11 protein-coding genes are annotated in these 16,233 nt (G+C 68.3%); 4 read left to right on the top strand and 7 right to left on the bottom strand.

Annotation, left to right across the window (positions count from 1 at the left end):
* Positions 1–226 precede the first annotated feature (226 nt).
* Entirely contained in the window at positions 227–4,918 is a 4,692-nt protein-coding gene (locus ACWCPQ_RS20015) for an FHA domain-containing protein (RefSeq protein WP_449900868.1), read from the top strand.
* Complete coding sequence (locus ACWCPQ_RS20010; protein WP_449900866.1) at positions 4,902–5,177, top strand: hypothetical protein; 276 nt, start codon at positions 4,902–4,904, stop codon at positions 5,175–5,177. The genes ACWCPQ_RS20015 and ACWCPQ_RS20010 overlap by 17 nt, the downstream gene beginning before the upstream one ends.
* Before the next feature lie 12 nt (positions 5,178–5,189).
* Here the strand turns inward: ACWCPQ_RS20010 and ACWCPQ_RS20005 are convergent, their stop codons facing one another.
* From ACWCPQ_RS20005 to pheS, 4 genes are all read right to left on the bottom strand, one after another.
* Positions 5,190–6,230: a hypothetical protein gene (locus ACWCPQ_RS20005; protein WP_449900864.1), complete on the bottom strand. Its 1,041-nt coding sequence runs from the start codon at positions 6,228–6,230 to the stop codon at positions 5,190–5,192.
* Positions 6,231–6,340: 110 nt separating this feature from the next.
* Positions 6,341–6,859 carry a hypothetical protein gene (locus ACWCPQ_RS20000; RefSeq protein WP_449900863.1) on the bottom strand — a complete coding sequence of 173 codons (519 nt, stop codon included), beginning with the start codon at positions 6,857–6,859 and terminating at the stop codon, positions 6,341–6,343.
* Positions 6,860–6,929: 70 nt separating this feature from the next.
* Complete coding sequence (gene pheT / locus ACWCPQ_RS19995; RefSeq protein WP_449900861.1) at positions 6,930–9,431, bottom strand: phenylalanine--tRNA ligase subunit beta; 2,502 nt, start codon at positions 9,429–9,431, stop codon at positions 6,930–6,932.
* A gap of 28 nt (positions 9,432–9,459) precedes the next feature.
* A complete protein-coding gene (gene pheS, locus ACWCPQ_RS19990; RefSeq protein WP_449900859.1) occupies positions 9,460–10,533 on the bottom strand; it encodes a phenylalanine--tRNA ligase subunit alpha in 1,074 nt (357 codons plus the stop codon).
* A 168-nt stretch (positions 10,534–10,701) separates the two neighbouring features.
* On the opposite strand from pheS, the gene ACWCPQ_RS19985 reads away from it, so the two are divergent.
* Complete coding sequence (locus ACWCPQ_RS19985; protein WP_449900857.1) at positions 10,702–11,988, top strand: glycosyltransferase 87 family protein; 1,287 nt, start codon at positions 10,702–10,704, stop codon at positions 11,986–11,988.
* A 53-nt stretch (positions 11,989–12,041) separates the two neighbouring features.
* On the opposite strand, the gene ACWCPQ_RS19980 is transcribed toward ACWCPQ_RS19985, so the two are convergent.
* Positions 12,042–13,490, bottom strand: coding sequence for an MFS transporter (locus ACWCPQ_RS19980; RefSeq protein ID WP_449900855.1), 1,449 nt, complete (start codon positions 13,488–13,490; stop codon positions 12,042–12,044).
* 97 nt (positions 13,491–13,587) lie between these two features.
* Here ACWCPQ_RS19980 and ACWCPQ_RS19975 point away from each other — a divergent pair, with 97 nt between their 5' ends.
* Positions 13,588–14,154: a TetR/AcrR family transcriptional regulator gene (locus ACWCPQ_RS19975; RefSeq protein WP_449900853.1), complete on the top strand. Its 567-nt coding sequence runs from the start codon at positions 13,588–13,590 to the stop codon at positions 14,152–14,154.
* Between the two features lie 46 nt (positions 14,155–14,200).
* Here the strand turns inward: ACWCPQ_RS19975 and ACWCPQ_RS19970 are convergent, their stop codons facing one another.
* A complete protein-coding gene (locus tag ACWCPQ_RS19970; RefSeq protein WP_449900981.1) occupies positions 14,201–15,010 on the bottom strand; it encodes a TrmH family RNA methyltransferase in 810 nt (269 codons plus the stop codon).
* 75 nt (positions 15,011–15,085) lie between these two features.
* Positions 15,086–16,135 carry a hypothetical protein gene (locus ACWCPQ_RS19965; protein WP_449900851.1) on the bottom strand — a complete coding sequence of 350 codons (1,050 nt, stop codon included), beginning with the start codon at positions 16,133–16,135 and terminating at the stop codon, positions 15,086–15,088.
* Between the last annotated feature and the right edge of the window lie 98 nt (positions 16,136–16,233).

Below are 16,233 nucleotides of genomic sequence, written 5' to 3'. Positions count from 1 at the left end.
CCGCGGCAGCGGACCTCCGGCTCCGGAAACGCCAGGATACGGCCGGGAGCACAGTTGCACACGGGCAGCGCCCGCGGTGCCGAGCGCATGACAGCGGACCACGTATAGGGAGATCCCTACAAAAACCGCTGTCGGGGGAGCAAGTCCTCGTGGTTCATCGAATAATGGGAAAGACCGGACAATGCACGCGGCGTCCGACAGGGACGACCACCGGGAGCAGACGCAAATGGACGCGACCGCGCTCTTGGCAGAAGTGCCGGCCACGGTACGCGATCTGGTCATCGGGCACTGGCCCGAACTCCGGGTGAAACCGACGCGGGCCCGCGGCGACCGGTATATCGAAACCGGCACCGGGCTGAACCTGGCGGCCGAGCGGTACGAGGCCGACGGAAAGCAGGCCGAGAGCGCCCTGGACGGCGCCGCCCGCGCCGAACTCGCCGAGCGGAATCGCACCGTCGTCGCGGCGCTGCGCAGGCAGGCCGCAGTCTGCACGGATATGGGCAAACAGTGCCACGACGTGGCCGATATCACCGAGCAGACGCAGCATCTGCTGGTGGTCACCGGCATCGTGCTCGGGGTGCAGCTGGCCTACGACGCGCTGCTGTTCTTCTACGGGGGCGGATTCAAAGCGGTAGCCGAACGCCTCGCTGCCGAGCAGGCGATGCGCGCGGCCGTCGCACGGCTGGCGACCACCGCGGGCACCCAGGCCGCTGTCGGTGCCGCACGCCGCGCCGCGCTGCACGGGGCAGTTCATGCGGCGAAGATCGGCGCTGTCACCAGCGTAGCGATCAGTGCCTCCGCCCAGGCGTGGGATCTCGAAACGGGAGCCCGCGAGAAATTCGATATGAGCGCACTGCTCGAAATGGTGGCCGGTGGTGTGCTCGGCGGTGTGGTCGGCGCCGAGGCCGGGCGCCGGCTCGCGCCGCGAGTACTGCAACGTTTCGGCGGACGCGCCACCACCGATGCCGGCCGCTTCACCGCTCATCTCGGCGGAACCGTACTCCTCGGGGGCGCGGGCGGTCTCTTCGGCGGGATATCGGGCGCGATCCCGTCGCTGATCATTCACGCCGGCGAGATCCACAGCTTCGGCGATATGTTCAAGATGGTCCGCGAATCCGCGGTGGTCGGCTTCGGCGGCGGTTTCGTCGGCGCGGCGGGTAGCGCACTGCGAGTGCACCGAGCCGGTGTCGACGGGGTGCGCGGTGATCTCGAGCTGCCCCCGATCGCCCGGCGCCAGCTGGACTTCGGTCGGCATATCGACCGGCTGCTCACCGGTGAGCCGCCGGTATCGGAGCCCATGGCGCGGTACAGCACCGCGGAGAACTCGGCGAGAACCCTTGAACTGCTGACCTTTCCGGACGGCACCCAAGTGATACACAAGGTCGTATCGGACCCGCGGCACGCACCCGCGGAGTTTCTGGCCTCGATCGTCGGCGACGCAGTCGGCGCGCGGGTACCCGCTGTACACATCGATGGCCGCCACGTCTACATGGAGGTGGTCCCCGGCCAGAACGCCCACGACGCGTATCCGCAGGATTGGACGCCCGAGAACCGCTTCCACGGCACACCCTCGGCGAACCGGCTCGGGCTGCTCGATGCCCTGATCGACGTCCCCGATCGCGGTGCCGAGAACTGGATGATCGATCCGGCGGGCGAGGTATGGGGCATAGACCACAGCCAGGCGTTCGAACCGGACGGCCGCATCGGCGCTTTCGCGAAACAATTCCTGGACTACGGTCCCGCCGAAGGCACCGTGCAGTGGAAGGAGCACAATTTCACCCGGGGCGAAGTGATCGAGATACGGCAGCGCGTCGAAGAGCTCGGGCCGGCGTTCTCCGCACTGGGCCGCAGCGGGTGGCACGACGCAGTTCTGCAGCGACTCGACGGGATGTCGGAAGCGGCCCCGCCACCGACATCCGCAGACCCGGGCAACGTCGTTCCACCACCTCATGCGCCAGGTGACGCTCCCGGGCAGGCCCGCCGGGTGGCAGCGGACACGCAACAGTACATTCCCGCGGAGCGGCCGGGCGATCGCAACGTCGTCCCGCCACGGGAAAACCGGCTCGGATCAGGAGAGCAGCGCACACAGGCGCAGGCGCCCGCGCGGCAGGAACGCGCTGTGCCCCGAGTTGATCCGGGCGAGAACCACACCCGCGCGATCCCCGACCGCGGACCGGTTTCCGCCGAGCCCGCGGACACCGGGCCCCGTGCCCTCGATGAACAGCCCGCCGACGGCGGTCCGATTCCGCGGGACGAATCGTTCGACGGTCCCCCGACCCGACCGCTTGCGCGCATCGATTCGGACAGTCGAGCTCCCGAGCGCGACGCCTACAGTTTGGCGGCAGCGCCGCCCCCACCGGGACAGACCCAGTACTTCCGGCATCCGGTCAGCGGTCACGTCGACGTCGTCTTCACCCCACCGGGTGGTAACGAACTCTCGCTGAGACTGGTGCCCGGCAACGAGTATGTGCTCGGCAAAGGCGAGAACGCGCTGCTGCACGGCGTCGCGAGCGAATATGTCTCACGCCGGCACGCGACCATCAGAGTCGACGACTCCGGTCACGTGTTCCTCCGCGACGACAACTCGCTGAACGGGACTTTCGTCGACGGCAAGCAGATGACCGCCGGCGAATGGGTCAGAGTCTACGACGGTCAGCAACTGATGCTCAGCCGCCAGTTCGACCTCGGTCTCGATTTCCGCCGTCAGATGGCAGATGTCCGGCTGTTCGGCAACGACGCGCCGCCGCTGCGCCTGCACCGTGGGGAGAGCCTCGGTATCGGCCGCGATTTCGTGCAACGACCGGACAACATCGACCTGCGGACGATGTCGCAGGATCACGCCGTCGTCGGAATGGACGACAACGGCCGAGTCTGGATCCAGGACGAAGGGTCCAGGAACGGCACCAAGGTGAACGACGAGGCTCTCGCCCCGGGCGAGAAGCGCACGCTGCGCCCCGGTGACTCGCTGCGATTCGGGCTGGCCCGGGGGGAGGCCCAGTTCCTGCCTGCGGATGGAAGTGTCGAAGCGCCCCCGATACAGCTCCGGATCGGTTTCGGTGCCGAAGCGCTGCCGACACAGCTGCAACCCGGCCGCGCGGTGCCACTGGGGACCGATCCGAATTCCCCGTTCGCCGCACAGCTGAACCGATATCGGGGTATTTCGGAGCAGCATGCAACTCTGGGCATGGACTACGAAGGCCGGGTATGGATCCGGGACAACCCCGGGTCCGAGGGCGTCTGGGTCAACGGCGACCGGATAGCTCCGAACCAGCGGGTGACCCTGAACGATGGTGATCAGATCGCATTGGGCCCCGAGTTCAGCGCCCCCGCGCATCTGGGTGGCGAGCCGGTCCATCCACCCGCTGTTCTGCATTTCGCACCGGAGCTCCGACTCCAGCCGATCCGGTTGGAGCCCGGGCGTGAGGTGACCGTCCCAGTTCGTTATATCGATGACGGAGCGGACGTGCCGAGCAACTGGGCACGGGAGATCAGAACCGGCGTACGGGATGTTGTCCTCGGGCGCGACCCGGACGGACGGGTGTGGGTCCGCGATCCGCAGCCGGAACTGCACCCGGCTACCGAAGTGAACGGCCGAGCGCTCGCGGCGGGAGAAAAGCGATACCTCGGGCCCGAGGACAGGCTGACGATCGACGGTAAGCGTCCCCGGCTCGAAATAGGCGACGAACGACCGCTGTCGATACGCCTGGCGGACTACCAGCATGTACCGCCCCTGCACTTGCGCCGGGGTGAGGAACTGCTCATCGGCCGGGATCCGGCCTCGCCGATGGCAAATCAGCTCGTCACACACCAATCGGTATCCCCCCGGCACGCGACGATTTTCCGGGACAACTACGGCAATGTGATGCTGCGGGACAACGGTTCCGAGCACGGAACGTTCGTCAACGGCGCGAAGGTCGACCCGGGCACCCCCGTGCCGCTGCGTCCGGGCGACGCCGTCCGGTTCGCGGACTGGGCGGGGAGCGCTCAATACGCGGACGGCGACACCCCGGTCACACCGAAGAACACGACCGTGAAGCTCAACAGTCCCCACGGGGATCGGTCGTTCGAAATTCCGCGCGGCGGTGAACCGATGGTCCTCGGCCGCACCAACCCTGATCTCCCCTCCAGGCACCCAGGCCACGAAACGCTCTCCCGGCGGCACGCATCGCTGGGTACCCATCCGTCCGGGCGCGTCTGGATCCGCGACGAAGGTTCGTCCAACGGGACCCGGATCAACGGTGAGACGATCACACCCGGCTTGCAGAAGACGCTACATCCGGGCGACCGGGTCGAACTCGGTGGCGGATACGAATTCACCATCGCCTTTCCCCCGCCGGAGGGCGGACCGTTCGTCGACATCATGGACCGTTCGGCCGCGACGAACCACGTGATCCAGGACCTCGCCCGGATCCCGGACCACGTATACCAGCGCGTGAGCGACCATATGAACGCGGTCACCGGCGGCGGCATCGTGATCGGCAACCGGCCGCTGCTCGACCTGCCGGGAACCGACAGCCTGCGCGGCCACACTCCGTACGGCCGGAAAGCGGGCACCAGCTGGAACACCGTCCAAGGCGTCTACATGGGCGGGCCGCGGCGGATCGTCATCAACACCGGGGGTGATTCGGGGAGTGCCAATGTGGTGTGGCACGAATTCGGGCATGCAACCGATGCCGCGTACGGTACGGGTGGACGGTGGCTCAGCGACAGCGCCGAGTGGCGCAGCCTGCACGCGGAGATGCTGCAAGCACTGGGCGGGCGGCGCGGATGGAACAACTATTTCGACAAACCGTCGGAAGCGTTCGCCGAGGGATTCACCGCGTGGATGTACGGCGGCACCGCTAAACTGAACGAGTTCACCCTGGGTGACCTTGTTCTGGCAGATCGATTGAAGGCCTACTTTGACCGCGTACTCTGACGACACCAGCCCGCCGGTGCTCGCCGCGGACGGCGTCACCATCCGACTTCCCTTGCGCGGCCGGACCGAGGACGGCATCTACTACCGTGGATACGAGGAGTTGCGGCCGGGTGAGGACGGTTACGATGAACTCCTGCCGATCGCGCGAACCAATGCCGCCGAGCCGGAACCCGAACCCGAACGTCCGGTGGACCCGGTAACTCTTGCCCAGATTCTGCGGGACTCCGGCCTCGACCGCGAGGACGTCCGAGATTCTTGATCCGGTCCTCGGCTACTGGGGCGCCGGCGTCAGTATTTTCAGGACCTCGTCCGAGTAATAGAACGGCTCCAGCCGTTCCCGGATCAACCCGGCCAGCACCCCGTCCCGTTTGGCGGCCTCCACCACCGCCGGACCGTACCGCAGGATCTCGGCGACGATGTCCTCGCCGGTCAGCCCGAGTTCGGCCAGCAGCGCGGCGAGCGTGTGGTCCCGGTACTTCTCGTGGCAGACCTGCACGCATTCGGCCACCAGCAGACCGAAATATTCCTTCTCCCGGGTGGTCACCGCGATCCGGTAGCAGAGCAGGACGAGTTCACGCAGGTCCTGCGCGGTGAGGTACTCCCGCAGGCCGCTGATCGGTTCGTCGGCGTGCAGATCCCAGAACTCCATGGTCGCGTCGTGCACGGGTGCATCACGCAGCATTTCGCGGATCGCGCTGTTGGTGCGTTTGAGCGCGTACATGGCGCCCTTACCGGCGATATCGCCGAGGATGGTGTTCGATTCGGCGACCTTGCGGGCCCGGTCGGCGGCGGACTGACCGAGGGACATCAGGGTGCCCATACCGGGGATCTTCTCCGCGCGCTGCCGGTTGACCTCCACGAAGTCTCCGACGAGTTTGTCGACGAACTTGGCGGCGACGGTGGCGACCAGCGGGCTGTCGGTCAGGCGTTCCAGGACCCGTTCCTGGGTCTGGTGCATATCCACGATCTTCTGCAGCAACGCCTCGACGGGTTCGCGTTCGACGAGTTCGCCGAGGGTGTGGTCCTCGTTGGTGGCGATGCTGTCGTAGACGGCGTCGGCGAACAGGCCGACAGTATCGGCCAGCACCGCACTGCCTCCGACCTTGTCGACGACGGTGGCGACGGTCTGCTCGAGGTGCTCGACCTCCACCACCTCGCCCGCGTCCACTGTGCCCGCGACCGCGAGGACGGCGGCCACATCACGGGCGACCACTTCGGCGAAGCGGTCACCGCTCACCTCGTCGAGCAGCCATTGCACCTGCGCTTCGAGCAGCCGGTCGGCGACCACCCGCGCAGTATCGACCTCAATCACGGATTCTCCTTCGAGGCGGCTCGATGCGGTCCGCGGAGGCCGCAGCGAAGGCGAAGGTATCGCATCACCGATCTCGGCCTCCTGTCGCTCCGGCGCGGGCCGGGCGGGAGTCAGGACCCTTCGCCCTCACCCTCGTGCAACGAGGTGCGGATCTGTGCCAGACGTTCCCGCGCGGCCTGTTCACGCGCTTCCCACTGTTCGTCGGCGCCGCGGCCGGCCGGACTCTGCCGGTCGAGTGTCCGGGCGCCGAACGCGGTGCCGATTCGCCGCTCGACCTTATCGCGTACGGATCCGAAAGTCGGCACACCGGAACGGCTGTACCCACCGGCCGATCCCGCGACTCCCGCGGCCTGCCCCGCCGCCGCGCCGATATCCCCGCCGACCTGCGACGACGATCCGATACCCGACGTGGACCCATAGCCGGGCACGCTCGGGGTGCCCGGAATCACATCGGGGGACGGGGCGCTCTGTCCGGTTTCCGACAGCAGTCGGGTGGCGGCCTCGTACAGGGGGGCCAACTTGTCGCGGCCCGCGGTGGCCACGACGAGGACGGCCAGCAACTGCTCGTCGGGCAGGGCCGCCAACCGCGCGGCGAGCGCGCCCGGATCGCCTGCGCTCGGTTCACTCATACGACCAGCCTACGACGTCCGGCCCGTCCGTCCGGACGGACCGGACCACGCTGTCCCGGAACAGCTCCGTCTAGGAACGGATCACCGCGCCCACCGCGTCCGAGGCGGCCGCCACCGCGGCGTCCCGGGCGGCGCTGGCCTCGTCCTCGGTGAGGGTGCGGTCGGCGGCCCGGAACCGCAGCGCATAGGTGAGCGATTTACGTCCCTCCCCCGCCTGCGCACCCGCGTACACGTCGAACAGCGAGATGTCCTCGAGCAGTTCGCCACCGCCGGATCGCAGCGCCGTTTCGACGGCACCCGCCGGAACCTCGGCGGCGACGCTCACCGAAACGTCCTGCAGGACGGCCGGGAAGGGCGAGATGGCGGGAGCGGGCCGGGAATCACGCAGCGGCAGTGCGTCCAGGTCGAGTTCCAGGGCGCAGGTGCGCGGCGGCAGACCGGACCTCTCCAGCACCCCCGGATGCAGTTCACCGGCGTAACCGACCACCGTGCCGGCCACGGTCAGCTCGGCACACCGCCCGGGATGCCAGGGCAACTTCTTGCCGGGCCGGCGTTCCAGTTCGATCCCGGCGGCCTCGGCGATCACATCGGCGAGCGCGAAGGCGTCGGCCGCCTCGGCAGCCCGGCCCGGTCCCCACGGACCGCGCGGTTCCCGGCGGCCGGTGAGCACCACCGCGACATGCTGCGGCTGATCGGGCAGCGACGCCAGCAGTTCACCGATCTCGGCCTCGGTCGGGCGGCGGTCCACCGGCAGCGGTTCCACCGGCTTGGTATCCGGCCCGGGCAGCACCACCTGGGCGATGCCGTACAGCGCAAGATCGCGGGCGCCGCGCGAGATATTGCGCACCGCGACCTCCAGCAGACCCGGCAGCAGCGTGGTGGCGAGTTCGGCGCGCTCGATATCGAGCGGGTTGAGCACCCGGGTGGTGGTGCGGCGGGGATCGTCGTCGTCCAGTCCCCAGATATCGAACACATCCGCGGGCAGGAACACCGGCGGCAGCACCTCCACACAACCGGCGAAGGCCAGCGCCCGGCTCACCGCGCGGCGTCGGCGCTGTACCGCGGTCAGTCCGCGCCCGGCCGGCGCCTGCGGCAGTACCAGCGGGATCTTTTCCAGCCCCTCCAACCGCAGCACCTCTTCCACCAGGTCGGCGGGCTGCGCGAGATCGGGCCGCCAGCTCGCCGGGGTGACCACCAGCTGACCGTGGCCGCTGGTCTCGTCCACCGCGACCTCGACGTGACAGCCGATCTGGGTGAGGCGGCGCGCGGAGGTACCGGGGGCGTACTGCACCCCGGCCACCCGGTCGGGCAGATCGATATCCATGCGGATGGGTTCCGGCGCCGACAGCGGCAGCCGGATATCGGTGAGAACCGGTTCCACCGTGCCCCCGGCGATCTCGGCGAGCAGGGTGGCGGCCCGGTCCAGCGCGGCGAGGTTCAGTTCGGGATCCACCACGCGCTCGTAGCGTTTGCTCGCTTCCGACACCAGCTTGTGCCGGCGAGCGGTGCGGTAGATGAACAGCGGATCCCAGGTCGCGGCCTCGAGGACGATATCGGTCGATTCCGCTCCGACCTCGGTGGACGCACCGCCCATCACACCCGCGAGGGAGACCACGCCGGTGTCGTCGGCGATCACCACGTCCTCGGCATCGAGCTCACGTTCGACATCGTCGAGGGTGCGCAGGGTCTCACCGGCCCGCGCGCGCCGCACGACCAGGCCACCGCTGAGTTTCGCGGCGTCGAAGGCGTGCAGCGGCTGACCGAGTTCCAGCATCACGTAGTTGGTGACGTCGACGGCCGGGGAGATCGGCCGTACCCCCGACAGCAGCAACCGGCGCTGCAACCACCACGGGCTCACCGCGCTCGGATCGATACCGGTCACCCGGCGCGCACCGAAACGTGTGCACTGTGTTTCCGGTTCCACCCGGATCGGCCACGCCTCGTCGCCGGCGCCCAGGGTGCGGACGGCCGGATCGGCGTATTCCAGGTCGAAGCCGCAGGCCAGTTCGCGGGCCAGTCCGCGCACCGAGAAGCAGTACCCGCGATCGGGGGTGATGTTCAGTTCGATGACGGTATCGCCGAGGCCGAGCAGTTCGTTGGCGTCGGTACCGGGTTCGGCCGTCCCGGGTTCCAGCACGAGGATGCCCGAATGGTCCTTGCCGATACCGAGTTCGGCGACCGAGCAGATCATGCCGTTGGAGACGTGCCCGTAGGTCTTCCGGGAGGAAATGGCGAAACCGCCCGGCAGCACCCCGCCGGGCAGCACCACGACCACCAGATCACCGACGGCGAAATTGGACGCGCCGCAGACGATCTCCTGGAGCTCCGCCGCGCCGATATCGACCTTGCAGAACCGGATGGGCTTCTTGAATTCGGTGAGTTCGGTGATCTCGGCGACCCGCCCGACCACCAGCGGGTGTTCGATATCGCCGCCGACCCGTTCGAGGGTGTCGACCTCCTCGACCTCGAGGCCGACCCGGACGAATCCGGCATCGAGCTCTTCCGGCGTCACCGCCCAGTCGGGGACGGTGCGGCGGATCGTTTCGGTCAGCCAGGACTGCGCTACTCGCACTGTGACGTTCGCTCTCTCGCTCGGAAGTTCAGGACCGGATACCGAAGGGCAGGGTGAACCGCACATCACCCTCGACGATGTCGCGCATATCGGGGATACCGTTGCGGAACTGCAGGGTCCGCTCCAACCCCATCCCGAAGGCGAACCCGCTGTACTCGGCCGGATCGATACCGCTGGCGATCAGCACCTTCGGGTTGACCATGCCGCAGCCGCCCCATTCGACCCAGCCGGCGCCGCCCTTCTTGTCCGGGAACCACACATCGACCTCGGCCGAGGGTTCGGTGAACGGGAAGTAGTTCGGCCGGATCCGGGTGGTGGTGTCGGGACCGAACAGGGCCCGCGCGAACGCGTCCAGCGTGCCGCGCAGATGGGCCATGGTCAGGCCCTTGTCGATGGCCAGTCCCTCGACCTGGGAGAACACCGGCGTATGAGTGGCATCGAGTTCGTCGGTCCGGAAGGTGCGGCCCGGGCACACCACATAGATCGGCAGTTCGCGTTCCAGCATCGACCGCACCTGCACCGGAGAGGTGTGGGTACGCAGCACCTGACGTGAACCGGCCGGGGCGATATGGAAGGTGTCCTGCATGGTGCGGGCCGGATGGTCGGGCAGGAAGTTGAGCGCGTCGAAGTTGAAATGCTCGGTCTCCACCTCCGGCCCCTCGGCGATCTCCCAGCCCATTCCGACGAATACGTCGGCGACCTGCTCGGAGATGACGGTGATCGGATGCCGGGCACCGACCGGCCCCCGGTCGGCCGGGAGAGTGACATCGATCGCTTCGGCGACCAGTACCGCGGCATCGCGTTCGGCCAGCAGTACCCGCTGCCGTTCCTCGAATGCCTCCGATACACGCGCCCGCGCCTTGTTCACCCGCTTACCGGCATCGGCCTTCTCCGATTTGGGCAACGTCCCCAGCGATCGCTGCGCCAGCGCGATCGGTGACCGGCCACCCATGTACTCGGTTTTCGCGGCGGCGAGCGCGTCCAGGTCGGCGGCGGCCGCGAAGGCTTTCTCGGCCGCCGCGGCCGCGGCGGCCAGGGCTTCTTCGGTGAGCGCGGATTCCTGCCCGCCGGTCGCTGCGCCTGCGTCGGTGTCGTCGGCCACGGTCTACTCGTCTCTCCCCTGGGCATCGGTGGACGGGCGCGGTCGGCTCCGGCGCCCGTATTGCTGCTGGTGGAATCGTATTCGATGACCCCCACCCGGCTCACGTCGATATCCCTCGCCGATCACTGCCCGGTGCGCGGACACGTTCAACCGGTAAAGTCCCCTCCGATGACGAACGCCTTGACCCGCACCGAGACGCTCGCCGGACGTGCCCGCCAGCAGACGGTCTGGCTGCTGCCGCTTCTGGCGGTGATCGTGACGTGGGTGTGCATGTCGCACCCGATCGATCCGTTCCGCGCCATCAGTGGCGAATACATCGACCTCGAGGTCTATCGCCTCGGGGTCGAGGAGTGGCGCTCGGGCGGCGATCTCTACGGCCATCTCCCCGAGACGGCAGCCGATATCAGCCTCCCGTTCATCTACCCGCCGTTCGCGGCGCTGGCTCTCGGTATCTACGCACTGCTGCCGTGGACCGCGTCGGTGATCACCTACCTCGTGGTCTCGATCGGCGCGCTGGCCATGACGCTGTACCTGGTGGCCCGTCAGATCTGGCCCCGCCAGGACCGGCGCCGGCTCGCCCTGCTGGTCACCGCGACCGCGACCCCGCTGTCGCTGCTGCTGGAGCCGGTCTGGTCGACCCTGGATTTCGGTCAGGTCAACCTGATCCTGATGGGCCTGGTCGCGGCCGACTGCCTGACCCGCAATCCGCGCTGGCCGCGCGGTGTGCTGCTCGGTATCGCGGCTGCGATCAAACTCACTCCGGCGGCATTCGTCCTGTTCTTCCTGATCCGCAAGGACTACAAGGCCGCCGCGACGGCCGCGATCAGCGGCGCGATCGCCACGGCGATCGGGTTCGCGGTGATGCCGGACGAGTCGGTGCGGTACTGGTTCGGCGGGTTCGGCAATGTGGGCGGACTGAGCGGGTCGGAGTTCCAGACCAATCAGTCGATCCAGGCGGTACTGGCCCGCTTCGAGGTCACCGGCACGCCGGCCACGGCGTTGTGGCTGCTCGCGGCGGTCGCGCTGGTCGCGGTGGCGGTGGCGGCCATCCGGCGGACCGGAACACCGCCGATGATCGCCTTGGCGGTCAACGCGGTGGTCGCGCTGCTCGTCTCCCCCATCTCCTGGTCACATCACTGGGTGTGGGTGGCCCCGGCGCTGCTGGCGATGATCGGCTACGCGACCACCCGGCCCTGGTCCGAGGTACGCGGCTGGTACGCCGCGGCGATGGCCACAGCGGTGGTCTTCGTCCTGGCCGAACACAACGATCTACCCGGTAACGACGGCCGCGAGCTGGACTGGTCGGCTTGGGACAAGGTGATCGGTAACGGCTACGTCTGGTTCAGCCTGCTGCTGGTCGTGCTGTACGCGATCGCGAGCCGGCGACAGCATTCCGTCACCCGGCCCGCTCCCACCGGCTCCGCCGAATCGCTGGTCTCGGTCCGCGAAAGCTGATCGGCGACGCGCCGGTAGGCGCGCCGCCGATCGAACCGTCCGGCCGCGACAGTTCAGCTCACCGATTCCTTCGCGGTGATCCGGCCCGGGAGCAGGGCCGCGGCCAGCGCCCCCACCGCGACGACGCCCGCGCCGACCCAGACCGCCGGCACCAGCCCGTCCACATAGCTCTGCGGGTCGGTGTACGCGCCGTGCGAGGCGAACACCGACGCCAGCACCGCGATACCCATCGCCACCCCGACCTCACGCACCGTGTTGTTGGTGCCGGAGGCCACCGAGCGGTCCGCCTCCGGCACCGCGCCCATCACTACGGTCGCCAACGGCGCGAAGGTCAGTCCCATCCCGACCCCCGCCAGCAGCAGCGGTGCCACGAAGGTGCTGTAGGCGAGATCCACCGCGGTGACGGTGGCCATCCAGGCCAGCGCCACCGCGAGCAGTGCCTGCCCGGTCACCAGCAGGATCCGCGCGCCGACCCGGTCGATCACCAGACCGGCGAGCGGGGCCACCACCATCGGCGCCATGGTCCACGGCATGGTGCGGATACCGGACTCCAGCGGGCTGTACCCCTGCACCACCTGGAAGAACTGGGCCAGCAGGAAGATCGAGCCGAAAACACCGATCGAGAAGGCGAACGCCACCACATTGGCCACGCTGAAAGCCCGGATCCGGAACAGCCGCGGCGCGAGCATCGGCGCGGCGGCCCGCCGCTCCCAGCCGATCAGCCCGGCCAGCAGGATCGCTCCGCCGATCAGTGCCGTGAGCACGCCGCGCGAGGTCCAGCCGTCCTCGGCCCCGTGCACGATTCCCCAGACGACTGCCAGCACGCCCGCCGAGGCGAGTATCAGCCCGACCGGGTCCATGCGCCCACCTCCGCCCCGTGATTCGCGCAGCGTCCAGACCACCAGCGGTAGCACCAGCACACCGATCGGCACATTGACCCAGAAGATCCACTGCCAGCTGAGCCCGTCGACCACGGCTCCGCCGAGCAGCGGTCCGACCGCCACACCCAGGCCGGCGATACCGCCCCAGATCCCGATGGCCGCGCTGCGCATCCGTTCGGGCACCGCGTCCGACAGCAGGGTGAGCGAGAGCGGCATCACCGCGGCACCGCCGAATCCCTGAACCACCCGCGCGGCGACCAGCATGCCCGGATCGGTCGCCAGCGCGCAGGCCGCCGAGGCGGCGGTGAACACCGCGATACCCGCCACGAACACCCGGCGACGGCCCAGCCTGTCGCCCAGCGCGGATGCGGTGAGCAGCAGGGCGGCGAAGGACAGCGTGTAGGCGTTGACGAACCATTGGAGGTCACCCAGGGAAGCGTTCAGCTCAGTGCGGATCACCGGGAGTGCGTTGGTGACCACCAGATTGTCCAGGGTGACCATGAACATCGGTATGCCGACGGCGCCGAGTACGGCCGCCAGCGGTCGCCGGGGCGCCCTATCGGGCGCGGATACAGCGGAATTTGCGGTGTTCGTGGGCGGTGGGCTCAGTATTTCGGTCATATTAGATCCTTGTTGTAATCGACTGATAACTAGGCTCGAATCGACGGTATGCATCGACTGATAACATGTCAAGGGTCAGACGGCCCAAAGGAGGACCATGCCGGAATCGACCAGGACCAGGATGACCGCCGGCGAACGCGGAGCGCAGGTACTGACCGCGGCGATCTCCGCCTTCGCGGAAACCGGCTACGCGGCCACCCGCACCGACGAGATAGCCCGCCGGGCCGGTGTCTCCCAGCCGTACGTCATCCGCCTCTTCGGCTCCAAACAGCGCCTCTTCCTGGCAGCGGTCGCCCAGGTCTGCGATCGGATAGAGACCGTGTTCACCGAGGCCGCCGCCGACGCCGGGCCGGGCGGGCCGCTGGAAGCGATGTCCCACGCCTACGATCGGTTCCTCGCCGAACGCGAACTCCTGCAGGTTCTGCTGCATGCCTTCGCGGCGGCCGCCGATCCGGATATAGGACCGGTCGTGCGGGAACGGTACGGCCGGATCTACCGCCTCATCGGCGAGCTGACCGGCGCCCCGGTCAGCCAGAAGCGGCAATTCCTCGCCTCCGGGATGCTGCTCACCGTGATGGCGGCACTACAGGTCACCGGCCCCGATGCGATCCCCGCCGAATGGGCGACCGAATTGCTGGACGACCTCGCCGAATACGGCGACTGACCGCGCCCGCACCGTGGCCGGCCGGGCGACAGCCGCCCTGTCGCGATCAGGCGCCGCGGAACCGGATCCGCGAATTCGCGTAGAGACAGATCGCGGCCGCCGTCGCCAGGTTGAGACTCTCCGCACGACCCCGGATCGGGATCCGGACACGATGATGCGCCCGCCGGGCCACCACCGGGTCCAGACCGTGCGCCTCGTTGCCGAAGAGCCAGGCGACCGGCCGCGCGAACAGCGCGTCGGCGTCGTCGAGATCTATCTCACCGTCGGCCGCGGTCGCCATCGTGGTGATCCCGGCGGATTCGATGCGGTCCAGCACGGCGGCGGTATCGCGCTCCCGGACGATCGGTACGTGGAAGAGGCTGCCCGCACAGGACCGCACACATTTGCCGTTGTGCGGGTCCACACTGTCACCGGCCAGCACCACCGCGTCCGCGCCGACCGCGTCGACCACCCGGATGAGCGTGCCCGCGTTCCCGGGGTCGGCCATAGCGACCGGTACCGCCAGCATGCGCGGGAGCTCCACTCCGGAATCCGAGGCCGGAACGATACTGTCCAGCGGCACATCCACCAGATCGCAGACCGCCACCAACCCGGGCGGGGTGACGGTCTCCCCCAGCGTCTGCGCGGCCCGGTCGGTCACCAGTGTCGTACGCACGCCCGCGGCTTCGGCGCCGGCGATCAGCGCATGCTCCCGGGTCGCGCCTTCGAGGGAATAGAACAGCTCGCGCACCCGCCCGACCTCCAGTGCGGCACCGACGGAGTTGGCACCCTCGGCCAGAAACCGGCCCGCCTTCCGCCGTCCCGCACTCCGGTGCAGTTTCGCCGCGGAAACCACCCGCGCATTGCGCCAGTCCATCGGTTCTTGTCGGTCACGCACCAGAAGATCGTAGAGGTCGCCCGGCCCCACTCCGCGGAGCAAGTCGGGCCGCGGTCATTCCACGACAGGGGTTATTCCCACAATTCTCGGTACCCGGTGGACATACGGTGTGGTGGGAACCATTCCGTCCGACCGCACGCGCTCCAACCGGGTGAGCGCCCCCTCGACAGCGTCATCGCCGAGTCCGAGGTCGGCGAAAGCCGCGCGTATCCGATCGGGATCGACCGAGCCGACAGCGCGCATCACATCCTCGTGCAGTGGCACCCGCTCCGCGTCGGGACTGTGCAGGAAATGTGAGTACATACTCGCCTGCAGATCGCCGAACAACGGTGCCGGCGATTCGGGCAGCGTCATCTCATGGTCGAACGCGACGAGATCACCGCCCCGAGTGGTCCGGAAATTCGTGAAGCCGCGATCGGAGTTGCCCAGCACATAGTCGAGAACGGCCATCTGGTGTTGCTGCACCAGAGGATAATCCGTGGGTTTCATGGCATCGGAGGTGTCCGGAACGAACCGTTGCAGCGATCCCGGCCCGTGTGGTCCGTCGACGAGAGCCGCCGGCGGCACCAGACGGAATCCGAGCAATTCGTTCAGCCGGAAGGCGGCCACTTCCCGTTTGGCGGCCTCGCCGGGTACGGGCGGGATTCCCCAGCGCCGGCCGAGTTTCTCTCCGGAGATCGGCCGGTAGATGTACAACAAGCCGTCATCGGCCCGCATGAGGTGGACCTGATTGGTCGGATGGTCACCGTCGGGAAGCCAGTCCCGGATCTTCTCGCCGAGGCGACGGCTCTGCACCGCCGTCTCGGCCGGACCGGGCCGGTATCCCGCCGTCGATGCGCGCGCGAGCGGGTCGGCACCCGGCGTCCGTGCCGTGATCCCCGCGGTGGCCGTGGCATCGGCATCGACCTGTCGATGGCTACCTTCCCCGATAGTGGATCGAACGGAGCGGTAACGGCGTGCGAGTCCGCGGCCCGCGCCGTCCAACGATGTCACCACGCGTTCGTTCGCCTCGCGGAAAAGCCACGCGATCCCGACTCTCACTCGACGACGTCCGAGCTGGTCCTCTTCGTCGAGGGAGATGAGGTTTTCGTAGTCCGCCGACATCGGTTCGGTTCCTCTCCTGTTCGCTTCGTTCGGTGCCCGGAGGTGACGGAGGTCACCGATGCCGTGCGCCCTCGCCGTGGTGATCTGCGAGTGGACGC

The sequence above is a fragment of the Nocardia sp. NPDC001965 genome, assembly GCF_053594175.1.
The sequence above is the reverse complement of the archived record's forward strand: the minus strand, read 5'-3'. Positions and strand labels throughout refer to the sequence as shown.